25 protein-coding genes are annotated in these 25351 nt (G+C 58.8%); 21 read left to right on the forward strand and 4 right to left on the reverse strand.

The window, feature by feature from the left end:
* Positions 1–71 precede the first annotated feature (71 nt).
* Positions 72–2339 (reverse strand): acyltransferase family protein, encoded by a 2268-nt coding sequence (locus ABRP84_RS03420; RefSeq protein WP_349852724.1) that lies wholly within the window; start codon positions 2337–2339, stop codon positions 72–74.
* Positions 2340–2695: 356 nt separating this feature from the next.
* Between ABRP84_RS03420 and rpsP the strand changes: the two genes are divergently transcribed.
* The gene (gene rpsP, locus ABRP84_RS03425; RefSeq protein WP_023022926.1) at positions 2696–3196 is read left to right on the forward strand and encodes a 30S ribosomal protein S16; all 501 of its coding nucleotides are present in this window, start codon (positions 2696–2698) and stop codon (positions 3194–3196) included.
* Between the two features lie 151 nt (positions 3197–3347).
* Here the strand turns inward: rpsP and ABRP84_RS03430 are convergent, their stop codons facing one another.
* Positions 3348–4046 (reverse strand): TetR/AcrR family transcriptional regulator, encoded by a 699-nt coding sequence (locus ABRP84_RS03430; protein ID WP_349852725.1) that lies wholly within the window; start codon positions 4044–4046, stop codon positions 3348–3350.
* 541 nt (positions 4047–4587) lie between these two features.
* On the opposite strand from ABRP84_RS03430, the gene rimM reads away from it, so the two are divergent.
* The 15 genes from rimM (at position 4588) to ABRP84_RS03505 (ending at position 19406) form a co-directional block, all read left to right on the forward strand.
* Positions 4588–5085 carry a ribosome maturation factor RimM gene (gene rimM, locus ABRP84_RS03435; protein ID WP_349852726.1) on the forward strand — a complete coding sequence of 166 codons (498 nt, stop codon included), beginning with the start codon at positions 4588–4590 and terminating at the stop codon, positions 5083–5085.
* A complete protein-coding gene (gene trmD / locus ABRP84_RS03440; RefSeq protein WP_023022918.1) occupies positions 5082–5972 on the forward strand; it encodes a tRNA (guanosine(37)-N1)-methyltransferase TrmD in 891 nt (296 codons plus the stop codon). The genes rimM and trmD overlap by 4 nt, the downstream gene beginning before the upstream one ends.
* A gap of 5 nt (positions 5973–5977) precedes the next feature.
* The gene (locus ABRP84_RS03445) at positions 5978–6352 is read left to right on the forward strand and encodes a hypothetical protein (protein WP_232208506.1); all 375 of its coding nucleotides are present in this window, start codon (positions 5978–5980) and stop codon (positions 6350–6352) included.
* A gap of 96 nt (positions 6353–6448) precedes the next feature.
* Positions 6449–7039 (forward strand): hypothetical protein, encoded by a 591-nt coding sequence (locus ABRP84_RS03450; protein ID WP_023022915.1) that lies wholly within the window; start codon positions 6449–6451, stop codon positions 7037–7039.
* 159 nt (positions 7040–7198) lie between these two features.
* The gene (locus tag ABRP84_RS03455) at positions 7199–9523 is read left to right on the forward strand and encodes a Tex family protein (RefSeq protein ID WP_349852727.1); all 2325 of its coding nucleotides are present in this window, start codon (positions 7199–7201) and stop codon (positions 9521–9523) included.
* 254 nt (positions 9524–9777) lie between these two features.
* The gene (locus ABRP84_RS03460) at positions 9778–11985 is read left to right on the forward strand and encodes a YhgE/Pip family protein (RefSeq protein ID WP_349852728.1); all 2208 of its coding nucleotides are present in this window, start codon (positions 9778–9780) and stop codon (positions 11983–11985) included.
* Positions 11986–12159: 174 nt separating this feature from the next.
* Positions 12160–12504: a 50S ribosomal protein L19 gene (gene rplS, locus ABRP84_RS03465; protein ID WP_005278655.1), complete on the forward strand. Its 345-nt coding sequence runs from the start codon at positions 12160–12162 to the stop codon at positions 12502–12504.
* 244 nt (positions 12505–12748) lie between these two features.
* A complete protein-coding gene (gene lepB / locus ABRP84_RS03470) occupies positions 12749–13444 on the forward strand; it encodes a signal peptidase I (RefSeq protein WP_349852787.1) in 696 nt (231 codons plus the stop codon).
* The gene (gene lepB / locus ABRP84_RS03475; protein ID WP_349852729.1) at positions 13422–14159 is read left to right on the forward strand and encodes a signal peptidase I; all 738 of its coding nucleotides are present in this window, start codon (positions 13422–13424) and stop codon (positions 14157–14159) included. The genes lepB (ABRP84_RS03470) and lepB (ABRP84_RS03475) overlap by 23 nt, the downstream gene beginning before the upstream one ends.
* Complete coding sequence (locus ABRP84_RS03480; RefSeq protein WP_349852788.1) at positions 14137–14787, forward strand: ribonuclease HII; 651 nt, start codon at positions 14137–14139, stop codon at positions 14785–14787. Before lepB (ABRP84_RS03475) ends, ABRP84_RS03480 begins: the two co-directional genes overlap by 23 nt.
* Before the next feature lie 62 nt (positions 14788–14849).
* Positions 14850–15155, forward strand: coding sequence for a DUF2469 domain-containing protein (locus ABRP84_RS03485; protein ID WP_005278666.1), 306 nt, complete (start codon positions 14850–14852; stop codon positions 15153–15155).
* 182 nt (positions 15156–15337) lie between these two features.
* Complete coding sequence (locus tag ABRP84_RS03490) at positions 15338–15736, forward strand: YraN family protein (RefSeq protein ID WP_023022903.1); 399 nt, start codon at positions 15338–15340, stop codon at positions 15734–15736.
* The gene (locus ABRP84_RS03495) at positions 15723–17288 is read left to right on the forward strand and encodes a YifB family Mg chelatase-like AAA ATPase (protein WP_349852730.1); all 1566 of its coding nucleotides are present in this window, start codon (positions 15723–15725) and stop codon (positions 17286–17288) included. The genes ABRP84_RS03490 and ABRP84_RS03495 overlap by 14 nt, the downstream gene beginning before the upstream one ends.
* Positions 17285–18466: a DNA-processing protein DprA gene (gene dprA / locus ABRP84_RS03500; RefSeq protein ID WP_349852731.1), complete on the forward strand. Its 1182-nt coding sequence runs from the start codon at positions 17285–17287 to the stop codon at positions 18464–18466. Before ABRP84_RS03495 ends, dprA begins: the two co-directional genes overlap by 4 nt.
* Before the next feature lie 22 nt (positions 18467–18488).
* The gene (locus tag ABRP84_RS03505) at positions 18489–19406 is read left to right on the forward strand and encodes a tyrosine recombinase XerC (RefSeq protein ID WP_023022897.1); all 918 of its coding nucleotides are present in this window, start codon (positions 18489–18491) and stop codon (positions 19404–19406) included.
* A 7-nt stretch (positions 19407–19413) separates the two neighbouring features.
* Here ABRP84_RS03505 and ABRP84_RS03510 read toward each other — a convergent pair whose 3' ends face one another.
* Positions 19414–19935 carry a M23 family metallopeptidase gene (locus ABRP84_RS03510; protein ID WP_023022894.1) on the reverse strand — a complete coding sequence of 174 codons (522 nt, stop codon included), beginning with the start codon at positions 19933–19935 and terminating at the stop codon, positions 19414–19416.
* Positions 19936–20326: 391 nt separating this feature from the next.
* Here ABRP84_RS03510 and rpsB point away from each other — a divergent pair, with 391 nt between their 5' ends.
* The 5 genes from rpsB (at position 20327) to ABRP84_RS03535 (ending at position 24825) form a co-directional block, all read left to right on the forward strand.
* Entirely contained in the window at positions 20327–21160 is an 834-nt protein-coding gene (gene rpsB / locus ABRP84_RS03515; protein ID WP_005278684.1) for a 30S ribosomal protein S2, read from the forward strand.
* 305 nt (positions 21161–21465) lie between these two features.
* A complete protein-coding gene (tsf, locus tag ABRP84_RS03520; RefSeq protein WP_284769594.1) occupies positions 21466–22278 on the forward strand; it encodes a translation elongation factor Ts in 813 nt (270 codons plus the stop codon).
* A gap of 229 nt (positions 22279–22507) precedes the next feature.
* Positions 22508–23194 carry a UMP kinase gene (pyrH, locus tag ABRP84_RS03525; RefSeq protein WP_051138368.1) on the forward strand — a complete coding sequence of 229 codons (687 nt, stop codon included), beginning with the start codon at positions 22508–22510 and terminating at the stop codon, positions 23192–23194.
* Positions 23195–23264: 70 nt separating this feature from the next.
* On the forward strand, positions 23265–23822 hold the full coding sequence (frr, locus tag ABRP84_RS03530; RefSeq protein ID WP_023022888.1) for a ribosome recycling factor: 558 nt from the start codon (positions 23265–23267) through the stop codon (positions 23820–23822).
* A gap of 124 nt (positions 23823–23946) precedes the next feature.
* Complete coding sequence (locus ABRP84_RS03535) at positions 23947–24825, forward strand: phosphatidate cytidylyltransferase (protein WP_023022886.1); 879 nt, start codon at positions 23947–23949, stop codon at positions 24823–24825.
* A 113-nt stretch (positions 24826–24938) separates the two neighbouring features.
* On the opposite strand, the gene ABRP84_RS03540 is transcribed toward ABRP84_RS03535, so the two are convergent.
* A complete protein-coding gene (locus ABRP84_RS03540) occupies positions 24939–25340 on the reverse strand; it encodes a LapA family protein (RefSeq protein ID WP_023022884.1) in 402 nt (133 codons plus the stop codon).
* Between the last annotated feature and the right edge of the window lie 11 nt (positions 25341–25351).

The raw sequence follows: 25351 nt of genomic DNA on the forward strand, positions 1-25351 counted from the left end.
ACATAAATAGAAGGTGGCCCATTGCTTACAGGTAATGGGCCACCTTTGTGCGTGTCGTCGCGGGGGAGCGTTTAAACTGGATCGTTTTCCGGGGTATTGGGGTACGGCACTGGGTTGGCGCGCCGCGTGCCACCGGTGGTGGGGGAAGCTGGCGATTCCTCTAGTGCTGCCTCCGCCTCTTCAGGGGAGATTTCTGGCGCCTCTTGCTGGACTTTTTCGCCGTTCAAGAAGGGGGTGAGGGCTTCTCGGATCATCGGCATCGCGGAATCCGCAAAGGCATTGGTGATGTGGTGCATATCGCGGTAGACCATGGTGTTGCCGATGATGACCGGGCAATCGCCATTAGCATCGCAGAACCACGGCGCGGTATCGAGTGACAGCATGTTTTCGTACTGCGATAGAACAACGGCACCTGGATCGTAAGGTTGGTAAACCTCCTCAAACCGCATGCCGCAGCCCACAGCGTCTTCAGTGGCAACGTAGCACTCATCGAATTCGCGCGGCTCCCCGTCCTCATCGAATCCCCACGGGTTATCGCGGAAACCCAGGAAGGGGATATCGCGCTTGGACAGCTCATCCCAGAAGGCTTGGTAGCCGGCGGGCACCGCGTCGGGGCCATGCCCAAACTCGTTTTGCGGGCGGGTGGTATTGGAGATAACCAACTCTGGCTGAGCTTCGGCAATGCGGTCCATGACCAGTTCACCCCACTCGGCGCACTCTGGGCTGACCGTGACGTCATCGCCAAGCTCGATGGGGCAACCTTGGCGCAAGAGGGGAACCAGCTTGAAACCCATCTCTCGGCCGAGGCGGTCGAGGGCAGAAGAATATTGTTCTGCGTGGGATCCTCCCACCAGATAGACTTCTTTTTCCGCGGTAGTATCGCCGAAAATGCAAGGGGTCTTGCCGTCCCTGCGCGTCTCAAAGAAGAAATCAGCGGGCTGAGTATCGGGCACGAAGCACCAGTTTGCAGCAACCGGCGGCTCAATGCCCCCGGCTACGATGGGATCTGGTTTGATTTCTACTCCGTCCGGCGGGGTGATGTCATTAATGAATGTCGTGGCTCCGGGATATTGCTGGGGATTGAGCATTTCCGCGTCAGCATTATTAATGGTGCGCAGCCACAGCGGCTGAATGAGAAGCAGCGCCGCGACGCAGCTGGCCACTACGACACCGCCGATGGCTCGACCGGCACCGGCACGGGTGGACAGACTAGAGACCGCCTTGTGGGCCGGAAGGTCCTCTGCCAAGGGTCGCTTGCGGTGCTGGCGCAGGGGGCGTTCGATGAAGCGATGCGTGATATCTGCAAGCAGCAGGGAGATGGCGATGATAATGATGCCCAGCCACCACGACGGGGTCTGCTGACCCAAGTACGAGGTGGACAGAATAAGCAGCGGCCAGTGCCAAAGGTACAGCGGATAGGCGACATCGCCTAGCCAGCGCGCCTTCTTAGAGGCCATGGCCTTGGAGATCTTGCCGCCACCGCCCAAAATGATGAGCACGGCACCGCCCAAAGGCAAAAGCGAGAGCGGTCCTGGGTAGGCGGTGGTCTCTGCGATGATGGCGCCGGTAAAGACCAGCATGAAAAGGCCAAGGCCGGTAAACAGGTCATAAAAACGTGCAGGGATTTTCCATGCGGAACCGTAGATGGCTAGAACCGCACCGAGGGTCAACTCCCAGGCACGCGACCACGTGGAGTAGTAGTTTTCTGGCGTTCCGTGCAGCCCATGGCGCGAGGCATAGGCAAAGGACACGATGGTCACCACGATGAGAATGGGGCCGGCGATTTGGTTGACCGTGGGGAAGCGGCTGGTCCGCAGCGAAGATTGCTGCGGACGCCATTTCATAATCGCGGCCAGGATGAGGGCAAAGGCAATGCCCATCAGGTAGAACTGGCCCTGCACGGACATTGACCACATATGCTGCAGCGGGGAAGTATCGGCGGCGGCCGCAGTGTAGTCAGCGTTTTGGCGCGCCAGTTCCCAGTTCTGGTAGTACAGCATGGTTGCCGTAATTTGCTGGGTAAATTCAGTGCGCATGAGCTGCGGCGTGCAAAGGCGCACCAATATATACGTCACACCGATGACTAGGACGAGGCTTGGTACCAAGCGGCGCAACGTGCGCCAGATTGGCCACCATGGGTTCAAGGAGGCGTTGGGCTTGCCGGCATAGCGCAGCTGTGAGCCTAGGAAGAAATAACCGGAAAGCAGTAAGAAGACATCCACGCCGCCAGATACGCGACCGACAAAGACGTGGTAGATAACTACGAGGCCAATTGCGATACCGCGCAGACCATCGAGGTCATAGCGGTATCGAAAGTTGCGTGGAGAATCATTTGTCATAAAACGTCATTTCGTGCGCTTGTTCACGGGAAACAAACGCGGCGTATTTCAAAGCCTTCTGGGGCAAAGGTTTACATTCGGCTAATAAGGGTACTCTTTAAAGGTCTCGAAGGCATAACGGGGCAAGGTAAAACGCGGGAGACGCGGAGATTTTAAAATACTGCCTGCACACGCTAAAATGGTTCGGGTTATCGCAGTAGTGCGAACTGCTGATGATAATGAGACGTTTCATTCTGCGTAACACCGTTCCCGTCTACGGTCGGCCGGTACGTCACGCGCAGATAAAATCCAAGGGTTGAACCGGCGTGCTAAACAGCGCGTGTCTGAACTGCCCAGTGACTAGAAAAGGAGCCATCATGGCTGTCAAAATTAAACTGCAGCGCGTAGGTAAGATCCGCGCCGCTGAATACCGCGTAGTTATCGCTGATGCTCGTACCCGCCGCAGCGGCAAGGTCATCGAGAACATTGGCATCTACCACCCGAAGGAAGAGCCTTCCCTCATCAAGATCGACTCCGAGCGCGCACAGCACTGGCTGTCCGTTGGCGCACAGCCTACCGAGCCTGTCTTGGCACTACTGAAGGTCACCGGTGACTGGCAGAAGCACAAGGGCCTGCCGGGCGCAGAAGGCACCTTGAAGGTTGCCGAAGAGAAGAAGTCCAAGCTGGACATCTTCAACGAGGCATTGTCTGAGGCTAATAACGGCCCAACCATCGAGGCCATCACCGAGAAGAAGAAGGCCAAGGAAGAAGCTAAGAAGAAGAAGGAAGCTGAAGAGGCTGCTGCAGCTGAGGCTGCCGCTGCTGCTGCCGGCGAGGCAGACGCTGATGCAGAAGATGCTGAGGAGTCCGCAGAGTAATCTGCTCGTTCTCTAGCGCCCTTCACTAATTAGGGCCGCTGTGCATAAACTTCATCCCCCACCCGATATCGTTGCATTTATGCGCGATAACGAGTGGGGGATTTTGCGCGCTCGGCCAGCGCGCGTCCATCACCAAGGCTAGTGGCTAGCGCTATTCACTGCGTGGCCGCAATTCGGGGTAATTGGCGTATACATCGCCCGGATCTTTAAAATCCATCCCTCGCAAGCTGCCTGCGACGACGGGTTTGAACAGCTTATAGATTTCCTCACGCGGCAGTTTTGACAGGGGCCCGTCAATGGCAAGCACGGTAAACCCGTGGACGGCGGACCACGACAGCAAGCTATTGTGTAGGAAATATTCTTTATCAGGCGTTTGGCCTAGGGCCTGGGCATGGCGGACCAAGAGATCGAAGTAGCGCTGAATCAGATTGAGGTGTTCGCTTTTTGGATCATCGGGAGTTGAGGGGTCCACACCGAGCATAAAGCGCAGCGCCTTCCACTCCAGCATGCAACGGAAGAAATTCGTTTCATCGAGGGCAAAATCGAGGTAGGCATACCCGATCTGCACGAGGTGATCGGGGAAGGCGAGGTCGCCCGCTTTATCGGTGGTGTGGTGAAGGCGGCGCACGAGCTCGTCGGTGGCTAGCTCGGCCACCTTATCGTGAAGTTCTTCCTGGTCCTTAAAGTGCCGGTAGGCAGAGGTGGGGGACACTCCTGCCGCGCGGGTGACGGCGCGGATGGTAATAGCCTCGGGACCTTTTTCCTTGCCTAATTGTACAGCGATCCGTAGCAGCTCGTCGTGGAGGTTTCCGTGGTGATAGGGCTTGTTATGAGACTGCGTTGTATCCAAAATCTGTCCTAACGGTGTGTGTATTCCAATTAGCCTGTAAGCATCGTTAAAAGCATTAGTGCAGGTTGCCCGTCCGGCTGCTCTGTGGGTGAGTCCGAGTTCACATCCGGTAGGGGTGCGGCAACGCTATGCACTATATAGGCCGGTAAGTGCACAATGTTACCTGGGGCTAGTGCGACCGTCTTCTCCCCGCAGGTGAAATTCACTTCTCCGCGTATTGCCTGCACAGTGATCGGGTGGGCGGCTTTGTGATCCGGCAAGGTTTGACCGGGGGAAAAGCTGAAAAGGATGAGGTTTGCGCGCTCCCCGTTCAAGACTCTCTTGACCCCAGGGCGCTCGCGTTCAGGATCTGTGGGAGGTGCCAAGGCCACCAGATCAAGGTCGATCAAGGGGGAACTCGGTGCGTCCTGATGCGCACTGCGTGGATCGGAGGACGGGTGGGGAGAATCGTTCATGCTTCAAGCGTAATTCCTTGGAGTGAGGTTGTGGGGAGCGCGGCAGAAAATAAAGGCAGCCGGGTGTATGCGGTAAACTCTGCGCCATGGAATTGATGATTGGGCGCGTCATTAAGTCGCATGGGATCAAGGGAGAAGTGGTGGTAGAGCCCACCACCGATGGGCCCGAGGTGCGCTTTGCGGTGGGAGAAAAACTGCAGGGAAGGCAGGGCCGCAAGGAGCACGAATTGACCATCTCTGCGGTGCGTAGCCACAAGGGGCGGCTTTTGGTGACGTGCAAGGAAATTGCAGATCGCACTCAGGCGGAAAGCCTGCGTGGTACACAATTTTTCGCTGCCCCATTAGAGGATGATGGCGAGGGCTTTTATGACCACGAGCTTGAAGGCCTGCGCGTAATCCACGATGGAGAAGATATCGGCGCTGTGGCTTCCGTCGTACACGGTCCTAGCCAAGACCTCCTGGAGGTTGAGTTGTCTTCGGGCAGCACCGCCCTGGTGCCCTTTGTTCATGCCATCGTCCCCGAAGTGGACTTGGAAGCCGGCTCGTGCACCATCCAACCCCCAGAAGGGCTGTTGGATCTATGAGGCTCGATGTGGTGACCATCTTTCCGGAATACCTGCAGCCGCTGCGCCATGCCCTTTTAGGCAAGGCCATCGAGCAGGGCCGCCTCGAGGTGGGCGTGCACGATCTGCGTCAGTGGGCCACGGATGCGCATAAATCGGTCGATGACTCGCCTTTTGGCGGCGGCCCAGGCATGGTCATGAAACCCGAGGTATGGGGGCCTGCGCTTGACGATGTCGCACTCGGGACCACCGCCCCCACCCTTGATTCCTCCCTGCCGCACCTCAACCGCCCTCGCCATGATGAATTAGAGGGTGTCGAAGCTCGGGCGTATGGCGCCGATGCGGCGCACGATGATCGAGGGAGCGACAGTGAAGATGGCGATCTCCCGCTGCTTCTCGTTCCCACCCCGGCTGGGGCGCCGTTTACCCAAGCGGATGCGCGGGCATGGTCCACCGAGGAACATATTGTTTTTGCCTGTGGGCGTTACGAGGGCATCGACCAGCGCGTGGTGGAAGATGCGAAGAAGCGCTACCGCGTTCGGGAAGTATCCATCGGGGACTATGTGCTCATTGGCGGGGAGGTTGCCGTATTGGTGATTGCAGAAGCCGTAGTCCGCCTCATCCCCGGGGTATTGGGCAATAAGCGCTCGCATGAAGAGGATTCCTTTTCTGATGGCCTATTGGAGGGGCCGAGCTATACCAAACCGCGCGAGTGGCGCGGGCTTGCGGTGCCGGAGGTATTGACCTCTGGAAATCATGGGCTGGTAGACCGGTGGCGCCGAGAACAAGCATTGGAGCGAACGTGGCAGCGCCGCCCAGAGTTATTGGACCAAGTGGAATTGAGCAAGGCGGATAGGGCTTTTTTAGCGCAATTGCGCGAGCGTGAATCTGAAGGCAAGGCACAGTAGTGCAGGTGAGTGTGGATCTTTCTGTGCTGATGCCCCGGGAAGAATGGGAAGAAAGCCAGGCAGGCATGCCAGAGAAATTGCGCGATGCAGGTTTTATGCCGGTAAATATTTTTGCCACAGTGGTTGCTCCGTCGCCGCCGGCAGATAGCCCGTTGGCCCAGGAATATGAACTCAGCAATGGAACCGCAGCGGATGGGACGCCGTTGTGGCGGGTTATCGTCAATGGCGATACTGCCGCGCCCCTGCCTTCCGTCGCACCCATGGTGGCTGAGTGCCTGCCACCCACAGCGTCGTGGTTGGGGAGTACAGAAATTGGGCATACCGAATTTGCGTGGTCGGTTGAGCCGGTATGGCGCGCAGATACCAGTGAAGAAAATTAAGGAAAATTTCCTGAAATACTTGTATTAGTGCTGGGTAGTGCTACTGTAAGGGCAGCACACACTCGCAGTTTTACTTGCTCTCCAAGGATTTCTCGCATGACTTCTCCCAATGGAAATGATTTTGGCGGATATAACCAACAGCCACAATATGGCCAGTACCCTGGGTATTCTCAGCCTGATCAGAGCCGCGGCGGGAATGGCGCCATGATTGCGGCGATCATTTTGGGAGTTGTGGCACTCCTTGCTATTGCCGCTGCGACCGTCTTTTTCGTGACCGGAAATAAGGATAATTCCAGCACTACCGCGCAGGAAACCCAATTCCAGCAAAAGGCTGATTCCTCAAAGGCTGATGACAAGGACGACGAGAAGTCGTCAGATAGTGAAGCTACCGTGACCAAGACCGAGCAGGCACCCGCGCCTGCCCCGGCACAGGCACCCGAAAGTAGTGGCAATGGGCACTCGTGGGGCGACTACACGAGTTATTACGCTACGGGCCCAACGTCAGCACCTTTTGCTAAAAACGTCTACAACGCTTTCATGAATAATTGGGTGGCCGGTGGCGGAACGGATGCCACCTTGAGCGTCTATTCACCGCAGACCGGCGGTACCTATACGATGTATTGCTCCGGTAATTCCTCGCGGGTGAGCTGCTCCGGTGGCGATAGAGCCCGGGTAGTCATCCACTAAATTGGGGCGTGTTTCATTCCTCTTCTTCCTGCTTTCAGCGTGCGGGAAGAAGAGGATTTTTATGTGTCCCGCACTGGCCGTCTGGGGCGGCGGAAAACGCATGCGGTAAATTGGGTGGGTCCCATACCAAGCTTTGAAATGGAAGTGTGAGGAACCTACGTGAATATTGCGGCTACCATCGCGGCGGAGATTGGCGCTCAAGAAACCCAGGTTTCGACGGCGCTAAGGCTTCTGGCGGAGGGAAATACGGTGCCTTTCATTGCGCGCTATCGCAAGGAGGCCACGGGTGGTTTGGATGACGCGCAACTGCGCACTATCGAAGAGCGGGCCACCTACCTGCGCGAGCTGGAAGAGCGTAAAGAGACGATCCTTGCCGCCATTGAAGAGCAGGGCAAGCTTAGCGATGACCTGCGTAGCCAGATCCTCGCCTGCGATACCAAGGCGCGGCTTGAGGATTTGTATCTGCCGTATAAGAAGCGGCGCAAGACAAAGGCGGATATCGCGCGGGAAGCCGGCTTGGAGGAGCTGACCGACACATTGATTGCGCAGCCGAAAGCCCAGCCGGAGGAACTGGCGCTAGGTTATCTCACGGAAGGTTTCGCGGATACCAAGAAGGCACTGGAGGGTGCGCGCTCCATTCTCATCGATCGGTTCGCGCTCGATGCGGACTTGGTCGGTGGCGTGCGCGAGCGCATGTTTAACCAGGGCTCCATGCAGGCGCAGGTTGTGGAAGGAAAGGAAGCCGAGGGGGCGAAGTTCAAGGATTACTTCGACTTCAACGAACCTTTTTCTTCGCTGCCTTCCCACCGCATTCTGGCGCTCCTGCGCGGGGAGAATGAGGGAGTGCTGCAGTTGCACCTCGATGCGGGTGACGATGCCGACTACGAGGACCTGATTGCGGATCGGTTCGAGCTAGATCGCAGCTCCGCGTGGCTGGATAATGCCGTGCACTGGGGATGGCGCACCAAGTTGTATGTTTCCTCCAGCTTGGATGTGCGCATGCGCTTGAAAGAGGTAGCAGAAGAAGGCGCGCTTAAGGTCTTTGCCACGAACCTGCGCGATGTGCTGCTTGCCGCACCAGCGGGCCAGCGCGCCACCATCGGCCTCGATCCGGGCTATCGCAACGGCACCAAATGCGCCGTGGTGGATAAAACAGGCAAGGTACTCGATACCACCATCGTCTATCCACACCAGCCGCAAAACCAGTGGTCGCAGTCGGTACAGACCCTGTCCACACTGTGCGCGCGGCACTCGGTTGACCTCATGGCCATCGGCAATGGCACTGCCTCCAGGGAAACAGAAAAGCTCGCGCACGAGATTGCTGACCTGCTCAAACAAGCTGGCGGTCAGCGGCCGACGCCCGTCGTGGTCTCCGAATCCGGCGCATCGGTCTACTCCGCATCGCAGCTGGCGGCGGAGGAATTCCCCGATATGGATGTCTCGCTGCGCGGGGCAGTCTCCATTGCCCGGCGCCTGCAGGATCCGCTGGCAGAGCTGGTGAAAATCGATCCTAAGGCCATCGGAGTGGGCCAGTATCAGCACGATGTGAACCAGACGTCGCTGGCCCGGACGTTGGATGGCGTGGTAGAAAGCGCCGTCAATGGCGTCGGCGTCGACCTCAATACGGCCTCGGCGCCGCTATTGGAGCGCGTGGCGGGCGTCAACCCCACCATTGCCGCCAATATCGTGGCCTACCGCAATGACAATGGCTCTTTCGCTACCCGCAAGGAGCTGAAGAAGGTGCCGCGCTTAGGCCCGAAGGCTTTTGAACAATCCGCCGGCTTCCTGCGCATTAATGGGGGAGCGGACCCGCTCGATGCGTCGGCGGTTCACCCCGAGGCCTATCCCATCGTGACAAGGATTGCGGAGCAGACGGGGCTGGGCATCGGAGAGCTCATTGGCAATACCCGGGTACTAGACAAGCTAGATCCCGCCGATTTTGCGGACGAGACCTTCGGTATCCCTACCGTGAGCGATATCATCGCCGAATTGGATAAACCCGGCCGCGATCCGCGCCCTGAGTTTAAGACCGCCACCTTTAAAGAAGGCGTACATAAGGTCTCTGACCTTAACCCCGGCATGGTTTTGGAGGGAACGGTCACCAACGTGGCGGCCTTTGGTGCGTTTGTCGATGTCGGCGTGCATCAAGACGGCCTTGTCCATGTCTCTGCCATGAGCCATCAGTTTGTTTCTGATCTCCATGAAGTCGTGCGCTCTGGCCAGGTGGTCAAGGTTAAGGTGATGGAGGTTGACGTCGATCGCCAGCGCATCGGCCTGTCGCTGCGGCTGGATGATGAACCAGGCCAGCCTGCGCCGAAGCGTCGCGGCGGCGATTCGCCGCGCGGATCCGGCAAGCGCGGCGGTCAAAAGCCCTCGCGCGCAGCAGGGAAGAAGGGGGGCCGCAACTCCGATCGTGGAGGCTCCCGCGGGCGCCCGGCAGCCAAGGGGACCATGGCCGATGCCCTGAAGAAGGCCGGCTTCTAACTTCTCGGTGCAGCGGCCTACCAGCACCGCAAGGTGGGCAGTTGCTTGAGGCGACGGTGGGGAAATTTCCCCGCCAACCGCGCACGCGCCGAAAAATATGACCGCCACGTCGCAGTCGATGCGGACTCCCGCGCCTATTAATGGTAAGTTTGGCAAAACTAAGTAAATGGCGTCCTTCTTCTCCTATTTCAGCGAGGCACTCCTGAGCAGATGGGCAAGGGGAGACGCTGAACTACTGCCATAAGGAGACAACTATGAGTCGTGCGGCCGATAGCGGTCAAGGCGCTGGGGACACTGCAGAGATGCCTTCGATAAGCGGCGAGGAACACAAGGGCCGGGGAGTGCTGGGCTGGCACCGCCTTCTGGATTGGCGCCCGCGCAGCGCTTTGTCGCGGGTGCTTATCGTATTCTTCCTCGTTGCGCCCATCATCGTGGCCGGAACCATGATGTGGGCCATGTGGGATCCGTCCAAGTACATGCGCAATATTGACCTCGCAGTGGTCAATGAAGACGCGGGCGTGGATAAGCAGGGCAAGCACACCAACTATGGCGACCAAGTGGTCGAGGGCCTGCTGGATACCGATTACCTCAACTTTTCTGAGGTCAAAAAGAACGAAGGCGATGAGGGCCTGGTCAAGGGCAAATACTTGATGGTGGTGACGATTCCGAAGAACTTTTCCGAGCAGGCCGTGACCATCATCAGCGATAAGCCCGAAAAGCCGGATATTAACTTCGCTACCAATGACTACTATGGCACCAATGGCTCAGTGATTTCCTCCAGCCTCATTCCGCAGGTACAGACGAGTGTTGAAAACGCCATTTCCAAAAAGTACGCTGACCAGGTCATCGAGGGGCTTACTAAGTTGAGCGACGGCCTGAACAATGCCGCGGACGGCGCGGGACGCCTCGATGAGGGCGTCGGCAAGCTGCAAGAGGGCGGCGGGCGCGCGATTGACGGAATCAATAAGCTCGACAATGGTGCGGGAACGCTTAATAACGGCACGGCCGAGCTCCTCAACGGAACGACGCGGCTCAATGATGGCGTCGGCCAGTTGAATGATGGTGCAGGCCGGCTGAGCGATGGCGCCGCGCGCCTCGATGACGGTGCCACCCGGCTTGCCGAGGGCTCCGATAAGCTCCTTGCCGGCACCGGCCGCCTCGCCGATGGTGCGGGCCAAATCGATGCCGGTGTCAATCAGCTCACGGGCATGCTCATCCCCGTGCTGAAACAAGCCCAAGCCGTGGTGCCTGGTCTTACCCAGCTGGTAGACATTCTGCGCGGGCTCGGTATGACCCAACAAGCAGATCAGCTTTATTCGCTCGTATCCAAGCTTGATCCCGCAGCGAGTGGAAATATGGTTAGCCAGCTGGAAAAGCTTTCTGCAGGTACCGGGCAGCTGCACTACAACCTGTCCGATCCGCAATCGGAATATCTGGGCGGCCTTACCACGCTAAATGGCGGGGCACACCGCTTGTCCGATGGCATTAAGGAACTGCGCGGCGGAGTTGGCAAGCTCAGCGACGGTACCGCGCAGCTGCAGGACGGTGCGACCCGCCTGCAGGATGGCGCATCCCGCCTCCACGATGGCACGGGCTCGCTTAAGGAGGGCACTGGCCGGCTGGCAGAAGGCGGAGCTGAGTTGACGGGCGGCATGGATCGCCTCAAGGAAGGTTCCGGCGAACTATCCACAAAACTTGCCGATGGCGCAGCTAAAGCCCCCACCGTTTCCCGCCCAGAGGATTCCGCGCAAAATATGGCGGTGCCCATCATCTTCACCGCATCCAAGGTCCACCCCGTGCAGACGGTGGTCAACCCAGCGGACCCGACCGAAAAGAATATTACCGGCGGCGCCTACATGCTCTTCGTGCTCGTATTCGGCTTCCTCGTCATGCTGCTATTGGCGATGACGCTGCCGTACTACTTGGCGCGCCGGGGAGCCCGCGTCACCAGCCCAGCCCGCAGCATATTCGGCGCCTTTGCCGCGCTGACCGGACTGAACTTCCTCATACTGGCGTTTATGGCCCTGATGTCTTCCACCCTGGGGTGGCAGCCGGCAAGCTGGTCCATGATCGCGCTCGTACTTGCAGCAATTTCCGCCGTGGGTGCGGCGACCTACCAGTTCTTTATGGTTACCTTAGGGCGCAAGATCGGTTCAATCTTTGCCGTCGGCGCCTTCGCCCTGGGCGTGATGGTCTTTGGCGGGGTGTGGCCGGTCGTGGCGATTCCGCGCGCGCTGAGCCTGCTGCACCCCTTCCACCCGATGTCTTACGCCAAGGACGCGTTTACCCGCGCCACCGACGGCATTCATGATGGAACGTTCTGGAGCGGGATCATCATCCTCTTTAGTATCACGGTGGGTGCCGTGGTGGCGTCGTACTTGGTCTTCCGGGCGCGGCACCTAGGCACGGCGAAGATCCTCGATGAGCACCACTCCATTCTCCGCTCGCCCATGCCTGCCTAAGGCGTGCTGCGCGCCCGGCTCGCCCCAGGTAGGGTAGTAAATTCGCGAAGTAGAGGAATTTGGAATTGGCTGGTTCCTATGGAAAGATAATCCATCGTTCTATGTAACGGGCACGAACCGGTTAGGCCTTCGGCCGCTAGGGTCCTCTGTCCCAAACTGAAAAGGAATATTGGTATGACCAACATTATCGACAAGGTCGATGCAGCGCAGCTGCGCGACGACATCCCGTCCTTCCGTCCCGGCGATACCCTCGACGTCAACGTCAAGGTTATTGAGGGTAACAACGAGCGTGCACAGCTCTTCAAGGGCATCTGCATCCGCCGTCAGGGCTCCGGTATCCGCGAGACCTTCACCGTGCGTAAGGTTTCCTTCGGTATCGGCGTAGAGCGTACCTTCCCGGTTCACTCCCCGAACCTCGAGTCCATCAAGGTCTCCCGCCGCGGCCGCGTTCGCCGTGCGAAGCTGTACTACCTGCGCGATCTGCGCGGCAAGAAGGCTCGCATCAAGGAGCGTCGCTAGTTCTAGCGCCGCCCTGGGCGCCGCCTATCTCCCTTCCTTTCCTGCATGCACAGTGCCGGAAAGGGAGGGAGATTTTTATTGTGCACCCCTCGAATCATTTCGATTTCCTGTGAATCGCCCCGCAGGCACGGGAGCCAACCCGGATCGCGGGCATGCAGTTGCTAGGATCTGACGGGTGAATAACGAAAGCATCTCGCAGGGCAATGAAGCGGCCACGGAGAAAGCAACCACGGAGAAAAAACAAATGCCGTGGTGGCTGGAGACTCTCGTGGTCGTCGTCTCCGTGTTGGTGGTCGTGGGGCTATTCCAAAACTTCATTGGCCGCCAATACGTGATTCCCTCAGGATCCATGGAGCCGACGCTGCATGGCTGTGAGGGATGCACGAATGACCGCATCTTTACAGAAAAGGTCTCTTACTACGGTGATAAGGGCCCAGAGCCAGGCGATGTCGTGGTCTTTAAGGGCACCGAGGACTGGAACGGGAGTTACGTCTCCCCGCGCTCATCCAATTCCGTCATTCACGGCATTCAGGATGCGCTGAGCTTTATCTCTTTGGCGCCGCCAGATGAAAATACCCTGGTCAAGCGCGTTATCGCCACCGGCGGGCAGACGGTTTCCTGCCAAGAAGGCGATCCGGCCGTCATGGTGGATGGAAAGCCTATCAAGCAAGACTACGTACAGGATCCGCCGACCTATCCGGTGGATGAGTCGACCGGATCGGAAGCCTGCGGCGGCCCGTACTTCGGCCCGGTGAAGGTGCCTGAGGATAATATCTGGGTCATGGGGGATAACCGCACCGCGTCCGCGGATTCGCGCTACCACATGGGCGATAACTTCCACGGCACGATCCCCGTAGATAACGTGCGCGGAAAGGTACAGTTCGTATTCTGGCCGTTCAACCGCATTGGTGGGGTCGATGACCCAGACATCCAAAGCTAAACCACAGCAACAGCGCCTGCGCACGCGCGATTTCCTTGCGCCGGTCATAGGCGGCTTCGTGATCCTAGTCTTATTGCAGGCTTTCGTGGGCAGGATGTATGTCATTCCCTCCGCGTCGATGGAACCCACGCTGCATGGCTGCACGGGCTGCGATAATGACCGCATCGCGGTGCAGAAGATGAGCTATTACTTCCACGACCCAGATCCGGGCGATGTCGTAGTATTTGAAGGCCCTGAGTCTTGGAATACGGAATTTGAGGTGCAGCGCTCCAATAACGTGCTGGTGCGCGGTGCCCAAAACGCCTTGGCGTCAGTGGGGCTTTTGCCCAATGGGGAAAATATCCTGGTCAAGCGCGTTATCGCCACCGAGGGTCAGACGGTCAAGTGCGAGGAGGGCGATTCCGCGGTGATGGTGGATGGTGCACCGATAGACCAGAGCTTCACGTTGGATCCTCCCGAGATCCCGGTCGATCCCGGCTCCGGCTCGCAGGCATGTGGCGGCGAGTACTTTGGCCCCGTTACCGTTCCAGAAGGCAATATGTGGGTCATGGGGGATAACCGCACCAATTCCCTGGATTCTCGCGCGCACATAGGCGATCACCTGCAAGGCACCGTGCCGGTGGACAACGTGCGCGGCAAGGTAGAAGCCGTGGTCCTGCCCGTATCGCGCTTTGGCGGCATCGACGATCCGGATATCCAGGATGCGGCGGCTTAAGCAGCAGCGCACCTTTGAAGTGGCGTTGGCTCGGGCGGGGCTCGGCCCCGTCGCCGGGGTGGATGAGGCCGGCCGCGGTGCGTGCTGCGGCCCCATCACCATCGCCGCCTGCATCCTGCCCGAGCGCATCGTGGGCGAATTGGATACCTTAACCGATTCCAAAAAGCTCACGCCCCGCCAGCGCGAAAAGCTCTTTCCCATCATCAAAGACAAGGCTGTGGACTGGTCTGTGGTGCATATTGGTGCGGGGGACATCGACAAGCGCGGCATCCAGCACGCCAATACCTCAGGCATGCGCCGGGCGGTAGCGCGCCTGGACAAGCGCCCGGGCTATGTGCTTTCCGATGCCCTCTTTATCCCCGGCCTCACCCAACCTCACCTGCCCATCATCGGTGGGGACGCGGCGGCGCGATGCATTGCGGCGGCGAGCGTGCTGGCCAAGGTAAGCCGAGATCGCCTCATGCGGGATCTAGACGAGCGCTTTCCAGGTTATGGATTGGCTGGGCATAAGGGCTATGGAACCAAGGCACACGAGGCCGCGATTGCCGCTTTGGGGGCGAGCCCAGAACACCGCATGAGCTACAGCAATGTGCAGCGCGCGCATGCCCAATTCACTGCGCGTGCCTAGCGAAAATTGTGGTTTCTGCGCGCTAAGCTAGGGCGAGCTATCCCATATTTTGGAGGTCCACAGTGAGTGCAGAGGAACTCGAAAACTACGAGGCAGAGGTAGAGCTGTCCCTTTACCGCGAATATCGCGATGTCGTCAGCCAGTTTTCTTATGTCGTAGAAACCGAACGCCGTTTCTACCTGGCCAATGCCGTAGAACTGATTCCCCATACCGCCGGGCCCGATGTGTACTACGAGGTGCGCATGTCCGATGCCTGGGTATGGGATATGTATCGTTCCGCGCGCTTTGTGCGCTACGTCCGCGTCATTACCTACAAGGACGTCAATATCGAGGAACTGGATAAGCCGGATTTCATCATGCCGGACTAGGGCACTGGGCGCCTGTCAACTCGGCGCCCACTTCATCCCGCCGCAGCTGTGGATAACTCTTCGTCATGCCGAAGTTATTCACATCCGCGGCGGTTTTCTGGTTTTCGGGCTTGTAGCCGGCCCGCATCCTGCGGTGTTCTGTGCGTGCAGCACAAACAGCACGAAAGAAAAGGAGGCCGCACATGCAATTTGCATCCGATAAACACCTCGCTACGAAGCGCCCCCGGCACAGGCAAGAACTAGGCAAGCGGGGAGAATCATTCGCCGCGCGCTACCTCCGCGAGCGTGGATCCGATATTATCGCCGCCAACGTTTCCTACCGAGTGGGAGAAATCGACCTTATCGCCCGCGAGCCCGATGGCACGATCGTCTTCGTGGAGGTGAAAACCCGCTCTACCGCGAGCTTTGGCACAGCCGAGGCCGTGACTCCACACAAGCTTTCCCGCATGCGCAGGGCCGCCGTCCAGTGGCTAGACGGCAAGCCACTGGCCACCGTGCGCTTCGATGTCATTGCTCTCGTCGTCAAAGGCGAGGGTTTTGAACTAGAGCACTTTACGGGGGTCGACGATGGCCCTCGGTAAATGCTTAGCAGTCTCCCTGCACGGCGTGCTCGCCCGCGTCATCAATGTCGAAGCCAACGTAGGGCACGGCCTGCCCGGAATCCATGTGGTGGGGCATGCGGATACCGCGATATCTGAATCCCGCGACCGCATCAAGACCGCCGCCGCGAACTCCCGCCTGCCATGGCCGAAAACCAAGGTGATTGTCTCTATGTCGCCGGCCTCGCTCCCAAAATCAGGCTCCCACTTTGATCTGCCCATGGCCCTTGCGATTCTTGCCGCCCACGTAGAACAGCACGGCGCTGACTACGCGCGCTCCGTGCAATCACCCAGTCAGGTTCTCGAAGAAACCCTGGTGCTTGGGGAACTAGGCCTGGACGGCACGGTTAGGGCAGTACCCGGCATCATCCCAGCGCTTCTTGCCGCCCGCGAGGAGGGCATTTCTACGCTGGTCATTCCGCCAGGCAATGCGGCCGAGGCCACCCTCGTTCCCGATATGAATGTGCTGGTTGCAGCCACGCTCTTTGATGCCTTTGCCTGGGCGCTAGGAGAGCGTGACCTGCCTCGCGCGGCCGAGTGTCGCTCTGATCAACCCGCACCGGCGCCCGCACAGGAACGCCTCGACTATTGCGATATAGCCGGACAACACCATGCCAAGTGGGCTGCGGAAGTCGCCGCCGCCGGTGGGCACCACCTGTTGATGATTGGCCCACCAGGTTCGGGAAAATCCATGATCGCCTCGCGCCTGCCCAGCATTCTTCCGGCGCTAAGCCTGGACCAAATGGTAGAAACCACCGCGGTCCACTCGCTCACGGGGACCCCCGGTGAAGTGGTCTCCCACGCGCCCTTCATCGCCCCGCACTCCTCGGTTACCCGCGCAGCGCTCCTTGGTGGTGGAAGCGGTCATCCTCGCCCAGGGGCGGTAAGCCTGGCCCATAATGGGGTGCTCTTCCTCGATGAAGTCAGCGAGGTAAGCGCCCCGGTCCTCGACGGAATGCGCGCGCCTTTGGAAGAAGGCCATGTCCGCCTGGCACGCGCGCAGCAGGAGATTGACTACCCGGCGCGATTCCAACTGATTATGGCCGCCAACCCCTGTCGGTGCGCCGCCGAAGATCCCTCTAAATGCACCTGCAATCCGCATGACCGGCTTAATTATCTATCGAATCTGTCGGGGCCGTTGCGCGACCGCTTGGACATGGTGGTCACCCTCTCCGGACAGTCAGCCACCATCAATGCGGAGGGCGAAGAGTCATCTGCCGCCATTGCCGAGCGGGTCGCTGCGGCTCGCGACCGTGCCCGGGCGCGGTGGGCAGCCGACGGCATTCCGGCACGCGTTAACGGTGCCGTGCCCTCGTCCTATTTGCGCCGGCACCGCCCGGCTTCCGAGTCCGCGATGATCATGTTGTCTGCCTACCTTGCCGAGGGCGAGATTTCACAGCGCGGCATCGACCGCGTCCTGCGCGTGTCGTGGACCTTGGCAGATTTGCACGGCAGCTCCACACCCGATCTCGCGGAAGTGGGCCAAGCCCTCGACCTTCGTTCGAGCCAAACGGTAGGGAGGATTTCGGCATGAGCGATCTTGATTTATCGACGCCGCTTGCCACATGGGTATATCTCAATCGCGTGGTAGAGGGCCCGTCTGCCTCCTTGCAGGCCTTGCTGGAACATCGTTCGGCAGAAGAGATTGCCCACGGGATTTATCACCGAGCCGATTGGATCGGGCCTCTTTTAGCACGCACCGCCTCGCGGTTTGATTGGGTGCGGCAAAAAGAAGATCTCGCTGCGGCAGAGCGCGTTGGGGCGCGCTTGATTACGGCCGATAGCCCGGAGTGGCCAGCAGAGGCGTTTTCTTCTGCCTTTGGCTTTTACCAGAATGGCGCGGACGCGCCGGCCACGTTCGATGAGCAAGCGGTGCCTCCGCATAGCTTGTGGGTACGCGGCTCAGCGCTGAAACCCGAGGTAGGGCAGGCCGTTGGAATCGTGGGCACGCGCGCCATTTCGCGCTACGGGTGGCAAGCAACCCAAAGCGTGGTCTCGGGCCTAGTGAATCATGAATGGACTATCGTCTCCGGCGGCGCCTTGGGCGTAGATACCGTGGCGCATGAGACCGCCTTGCACAACGCGGGTCGCACTATTGCTGTCGCCGCATGCGGGATCGATAAGAATTATCCGGCCCGCAACGGCGGACTCTTTGACCAGATAGCCGATAATGGCTGCATCGTCTCAGAATTCGCTCCAGAAACTGCACCCAAGCGGCATCGCTTCCTCATTCGCAACCGCCTTGTTGCGGCGCTAAGCCAAGGAATCGTGGTCATGGAAGCGGCATATCGCTCGGGCGCGCTTAATACCCTCAACTGGGCAGAAGCCTTGGGGCGCGTTGCCATGGCGGTGCCGGGACCAATTACGACGAGCGGTTCGCTCGGGTGCCACCAGCGCATCCAGGACGGGCGGGCCCAGTTGGTCGCCAGCGCTGATGAAGTCCGCGCCCTGGTGGGCCGCGCCGGGACGGTTGATCCGGAGGCGCAGTATGAAATGAATTTTGCGGCGTCTTTAACGCAGCGATTATCGCGGAATGAGCTGCGGGTCTTTGACGCGACCCCGCCGCCGGGCAGCCCTCCGGCTACTGCTGAAGATATTGCGCGGGACGCGGGGTTCCGCCTGCCCCTCACCGTCCACTTATTGCTTGCCCTAGAGAAAATGTGTGTGATCGTACGGGAAGGAAATAACTGGGTTCGCTTAGAGATGGGCTGAAAAGCAAGTAAACTCGTGGGGTATGAGTGATAAACGGAAGACCGCAGTAACCCATGGCCCGGTCAGGCAAATGGACGAGGCAATCGAGGACTTTGCGGACTTCCAACTCCATGTCAAAGGCCGTGCGGAGGCCACGGTGCGTGGCTACCGCGCGGACTTAAAAAACCTGGCCCAAGACATCGATACATTTGCGGATTTTAACCTCAATAACCTGCGCCAGTGGCTAGGAAACGCGGTCGCAGAAGGAAAGGCGCGCGCAACGCTGGCGCGCAGGACTGCCTCAGTTAAAGCCTTTTCTACCTGGGCGGAAAGGGAAGGCTACCTCACCCGCGATGTTGCGGCACGATTGGTAACACCGAAGGTGGGCCAGCATCTCCCGACGGTGATGGCACCGCAGCAGGCGGGAGAGCTTGTGGGCAATGCGGTTTCTGTCGATGAAGCGCATTTTCAGCGCGATAGCGCCATTTTGGAGTTGCTCTATGCCACCGGAATGCGCGTGGCGGAATTGGTCCGCCTCGATATAGAAGACGTGGACTTAAAGCGGTCCACCGCACGTGTAACCGGTAAGGGAAATAAGCAAAGGGTCGTGCCCTTCGGCGCTGCCGCAACCGATGCCCTGCAGCAGTGGTTAGACGGCGGGCGCAAAGAAATGGCGCGAGGAGATACCCGCGCCATCTTTGTAGGCAGCAGGGGAGCGCGCATTGACCAGCGCCAGGTGCGGCGCATCGTGGACAAAGCTGCCACGATTACCGGCACAAGCGGCCTAACACCTCACGGGGTGCGCCACCTTGCGGCTACACACCTCTTAGAAGGCGGCGCGGATTTGCGCGTGGTCCAAGAGTTACTGGGTCACTCGTCTTTGAGTACCACACAGATTTATACGCATGTTTCCGCAAAGCGGCTAAAGCAGGTCTATTCCCAGGCCCACCCGCGGGCCTGAGTGATTCTTATAAAGGCTTGAGCCGGATGACCGGCATATCCAGCAGGCTTAAGGGGTCGATGTAGCTGTCTTTGGCAATCCGCGCGCCCCAATGCAGCCCTGGTGTGCCGTCTACTGGGTGGCCGAGTTTGCCTATGGTTTGGCCCTCGTGCACCGCTTGGCCTTGGGTAACGCTCGCGTGCACGGGTTGATACGTGGTGCGAATGCCATCGGCATGGTCAATCGACACCACCGGAGTTCCTGCAACGGTGCCGACAAAAGCCACGGTGCCGGATTCGGCGGCGACGACTGGGCTGCCAATTCTTAGGGCCATATCGACGCCTCGGTGGCCCGTGCTCCACTTATGCTCGGGCTTATCAAACCCGCGCAGCACTCGCACCGGGCGCGGTTTACCCGAGGCGGGATCGACGTATGCGGCAGCGGGCGCCGCGCACAGTAGAACCAGCGCACCAGTGAGGATGGTGGCGAGGGTGGGGATAAGGGGGCATCGGCAAGCGGCGGTGTTTCGTGGTCGTGGCAATAGGTGCATGGGGCACAGTGTGGAGCGCTGCGGTCAATAATGCCCGGCGAAGGGTGGACCGGCTGTGGATAAACTAGCAGCGGTGGGGCGGAAGAAACTCGAGTGACAATCGAGGTGAAACGCCCAGAGAAACTTGTGGAAAAGTGCTCGTTCGGTTTGGAAATTCCAGCTGGCTGGGATTATTGTCTTCTATAGCAGTGTGTCCGCTGGGTGGTAATCATCACGGAGGCATTGACTACGCGCGACGAAGTTGTCGCATCCTGCATCAAGGGTGTGGCGGCCCGGCAGCTGACGTGGTCCTTGGAAACAAGGTGTTAGCAGGGCCTTCGTTGCTAGGGTGCGGAATAAAACACCGCACATTTGGAAAACCGAAAGACAATTAAAAGAAAGCGAGCGAATCATGGCAGTTGTAACCATGCGCGAGCTCCTCGACGCTGGTGTGCACTTTGGCCACCAGACCCGTCGCTGGAACCCGAAGATGCGTCGTTTCATCTTCACCGACCGTAACGGTATTTACATCATCGACCTGCAGCAGACGCTGACCTACATCGATGAGGCATACGAGTTCGTTAAGGAAACCGTCGCTCACGGTGGCACCATCCTTTTCGTTGGCACCAAGAAGCAGGCGCAGGAAGCAGTTGCTGAAGAAGCAACCCGCGTCGGCATGCCCTATGTCAACCACCGCTGGTTGGGCGGCATGCTCACCAACTTCCAGACCGTGTCCAAGCGTCTGAAGCGCATGAAGGAACTTCAGGCTATGGATGAGCGCGAGGACGGCTACAAGGGCCGCACCAAGAAGGAAGTTCTGATGCTCAACCGCGAGCGCGCCAAGCTTGAGCGCGTTCTGGGCGGCATCTCCGAGATGGCCAAGACCCCGTCCGCACTGTGGATTGTTGACACCAACAAGGAGCACATCGCGGTTAAGGAAGCTCACAAGCTGAACATCCCGGTTGTTGCCATTCTGGACACCAACTGCGACCCGGATGACGTTGACTTCCCGATCCCGGGCAACGATGACGCAATCCGCTCCACCAAGCTGCTGTCCGGCATCGTGGCTTCTGCCGTCGAAGAGGGCAAGAAGGCTCGCGAGGAGCGCCAGCTTGCAGCTGCTAAGGAAGCTGCCGGCGATTCCGCAGAGAAGGAACAGCGCGATGCTGAGGCTGCTGCGGCCGCATCCGATCCTGCTTCTGCAGAAAAGGCTGAGGAAGCACCCGCAGACAAGCCTGCACAGTAGGCCTGCCTCTTGTGAGGATACTTTCTTAACTGCACTTAATTGAATACCCCACGCACATTTTGGTGTGGGGCAGCTAGGGAATAATTCCTGTACAAGGCTGTTTACCTAACCCCTACCACCGTGTGCTACGGCGGTAGGGGTTACTTTTATCTATGCTGGAGGCGGCTAAAATTAGCCTCCGTACGACCGCATTGATGAAGGCAAAATGGGGTAGATATCCCCACCCAAAGACGGCGCGAGACCGCTTCTTCGGCTACGCTGTCTCAACGAACACTGATTGATTTTCAAGGAGGATCGCCCTAACTATGGCGAACTACACTGCTGCAGACGTGAAGGCACTGCGCGAAGCAACTGGCTCCGGCATGCTCGATTGCAAGAAGGCCCTAGAAGAAAACGGCGGCGACTACGACAAGGCCGTTGAATTCCTGCGCATCAAGGGTGCGAAGAACGTGTCCAAGCGCGCTGACCGTGAGGCTACCGAGGGCCTCGTTGCCGTATCCGGCAACACCATGGTTGAGATCAACTGCGAGACCGACTTCGTGGCAAAGAACGAGGGCTTCCAGTCCTTCGCCAACAAGATTGTTGAAGCTGCAGCCGCAGCCAAGGCTAATTCCCCGGAGGAACTCAACAACGTAGAGATCGACGGCCAGAAGGTCTCCGAGTTCGTTGACCAGGAGTCCGCAAAGACCGGTGAGAAGCTGCAGGCTCGTCGTGCAGTCACCGTCGATGGCGATAACGTTGCTGTCTACCTGCACCAGCGCTCCGCTGACCTGCCTCCTGCAGTCGGTGTCTTGGTTTCCTACGAAGGTAACAAGGAAGGCGCACACGCTGCCGCACTGCAGATTGCAGCAATGAACGCTGAGTACCTGAAGCGCGAAGACGTTCCTGCAGAGATCGTCGAGAAGGAGCGCTCCATCGCTGAGGCCACCACTCGCGAGGAGGGCAAGCCTGAGGCTGCGCTTCCAAAGATCGTGGAAGGCCGCCTGAACGGCTTCTACAAGTCCGTTGTTCTGCTGGAGCAGGCTTCCTTGTCCGATAACAAGAAGACCGTCAAGCAGGTCGCAGAAGAGGCCGGCACCACCATTACTGGCTTCGTCCGTTACGAGGTTGGCGCTTAAGTCTAAGCCCGCTTTTTAGCCTTTAAAGCCCACGGGAGGTACGCCCTCTCAGTGGGCTTTTCTGCTGTCTAGGGGCAGTGGGGAAGGGGTGGCTGCTGGCCTGTGGTGCGGTGTGGGGAAGCGGCGGCTGTGTGGGTAAGATGGAAAAGAAATAAAATCAGCCCGCGCAAAAGGAGACGATGAAGGCGTGACTTCTGCAGACGAAAAGCGAACCGGATACAAACGAGTAATGCTGAAACTCGGCGGCGAAATGTTTGGCGGAGGCAAAGTCGGAATTGACCCGGACGTTGTCGACAATGTAGCTCGCCAAATCGCCGAAGTGGCTGAGCAGGGGATCGAAATCGCTGTGGTGATTGGCGGCGGCAACTTCTTCCGCGGTGCAGAGCTCTCGCAGCGTGGCATGGACCGCGCCCGCTCTGACTACATGGGAATGCTGGGCACGGTCATGAACTCGTTGGCCCTGCAGGACTTCCTGAAGCAAAAGGGCGTTGATTGCCGCGTGCAAACGTCTATCAACATGGCGCAAATCGCCGAGCCGTACCTGCCACTGCGCGCTGACCGCCACCTGGAGAAGGGCCGCGTCGTTATCTTCGGTGCCGGCATGGGCATGCCGTACTTCTCCACGGATACTACGGCCGCGCAGCGCGCACTAGAAATTGGCGCCGATGTCCTCTTCTTGGCCAAGGGCGTTGATGGCGTGTACTCCGACGACCCACGCACGAACCCCGATGCGGAGCTCTACACCCAAATCACTCCGCGCGAGGTCATTGAAAAGGGCCTCAAGGTCGCCGATGCAACCGCCTTCAGCCTGTGCATGGACAATGACATGCCGATCTTGGTCTTCAACCTCTTGGAAGAGGGGAATATCGCCCGCGCGGCCAGCGGTCAGGTTATCGGCACGCTGGTGCAGTCCTAATTCTAAAACGGCACAGAACCTGCTACCTTTTATACAGCTACCCCTCAACGTTGAAGGATGATTCAGCCTCATGATCGATGACATTCAGCTCGAAGCAGAAGAGCACATGACCGCTTCCGTCGAGCACACCCGCGAGCAGCTGGTGACCATTCGTACCGGACGCGCGAACCCGGCGATGTTCAACGGGCTCATCGCGGAGTACTACGGTGCGCCGACCCCGATTACTCAGATGGCTACTATCTCTGTTCCAGAACCGCGCATGTTGCTCATCAAGCCATACGAGCAGTCCATGATCCAAGAGATTGAAAACTCCATCCGCAACTCGGACCTGGGCGTTAACCCCACCAACGATGGCCACGTACTGCGTGTGACCGTTCCGCAGTTGACCGAGGAGCGCCGTAAGGAAATGGTCAAGCTGGCCAAGAGCAAGGGCGAAGACGGCAAGATTGCCATCCGTAATATCCGCCGCAAGGCCATGGAGCAGCTGAAGAAGCTCCAAAAGGATGGCGAAGAGGGCGAGGATGAGGTCCTTGCCGCAGAAAAGGAAATGGAAAAGATTACCGCTGGTTACGTCGATCAGGTTGACAAGCTAGTGGAAAACAAGGAATCCGAATTGATGGAGGTCTAGGCCTTTTCCGCTGCCGCCGCGCCCACATCGGCCGGCGGCGCTTTTCTATACGTAGTATTTTTGTATAGGAAATAGATAAGCCCCGCGACGCGCATACAACGCCAAGTGAAAGGAGCCGGTCACGGTGAGTGACGCCTTGAACCGCCGATTGCCGCAGCCGAAAAATGGTCCCGGCCGTGACTTGCCGGCGGCTATTGGAGTAGGCGTGGGACTTGGCGCCCTCGTCGTCCTCGCCGTCTGGGCTGGCCCCTTGGCCTGGTATGCGGTGGTAGCCGTCGCGGTCGGCGGGGCAATGTGGGAAGTCCTTACCCGCTTGCGGGAGAACTCGTACTATATCCCGCGCACCCTGTTAATCATTTTGGGCCAAGCCATGGTGTGGATTTCTTGGCCGCTCGGCGCGCCCGGCCTCGTGGCCGTCTACGTCACCGCCGTGCTCATTTTGATGTTCGGCAGACTTTTTCATAACGGGCGGCATCGCCCACCCATCAATTACCTGCGGGACATGTCCGTCGGTATCTTCGTGCTGACGTGGATTCCACTGTTTGCGACCTTTGCAGCGATGCTGTCGCTGATTTCTTCCCCGGTGGCCAGCGGCGCCGCTTCCATCATGGTCTTTATGTTGTGCGTGGTCGCCTCCGATACGGGCGGCTATGTCGTCGGCGTCATGTTTGGTTCCCACCCCATGGCACCGGCCGTGAGCCCGAAGAAATCCTGGGAGGGATTTTGCGGCTCCATCGCCTTCGGCATCATCGTTGGGGCGCTTTCCGTCCACTTCCTCTTGCACCACTCGGCGTGGGTAGGTGCCTTGATGGGCCTTGGCCTTGTTATTTGCGCCTCGCTGGGTGACTTGGTGGAATCGCAATTTAAACGAGAGCTGGGCATTAAAGACATGTCCCACATTCTCCCTGGACACGGCGGCCTTATGGACCGCCTTGATGGCATGCTTCCCTCTGCCATGGTTACTTGGGTGGCCATGAGTTTTATGGCAAACATTGCGGTCTAATCCGAGCTGGGGCCACCGCGTGTCAGAGGGTGCTGAATATAAAACCGCCGCTTCCCGCTGCGTCACCGAAATAACATTTCGGGGGGCAGGGAGGAGAGCGGCGGTAGGGCTATTTAGCCTTGGGCCTGCTTGCGCAATTGGCGGCGCAATTCGAGCATGCGCCACACACCCACAAGCGCCATGATGAGAGCGCCGCCAATGGTAAACATCAGGTAGGCAATGCCTGCTGGGAACTGACCCGACCAGCCGAGGAAGTTCATAGGAACTTCTTGCTGGTTTTGCAGAATGAAGATGATCAACACGATCAGCAAGAGGAAGCCTACGATGAGAGCTGCCCAGGTGCTAGCGGCGAACGAGCCTTGGGCTTTTTGTGGTGCGGCAGCGGGTTCGGTGGTGCCGGCGCCGGTGGAGACTTCCTTGCTTCCAGATTCGGCCAGAGCAGCTTGATCTTCTGCCGCGGTGGCCTCATCATCGGAGGTGGAAAAGTCATCTTCGGGGTATTTCGGATTGGTCATATATCCATTAT

Source organism: Corynebacterium sp. KPL2861 (genome assembly GCF_040225475.1).
Taxonomy (GTDB): domain Bacteria; phylum Actinomycetota; class Actinomycetes; order Mycobacteriales; family Mycobacteriaceae; genus Corynebacterium.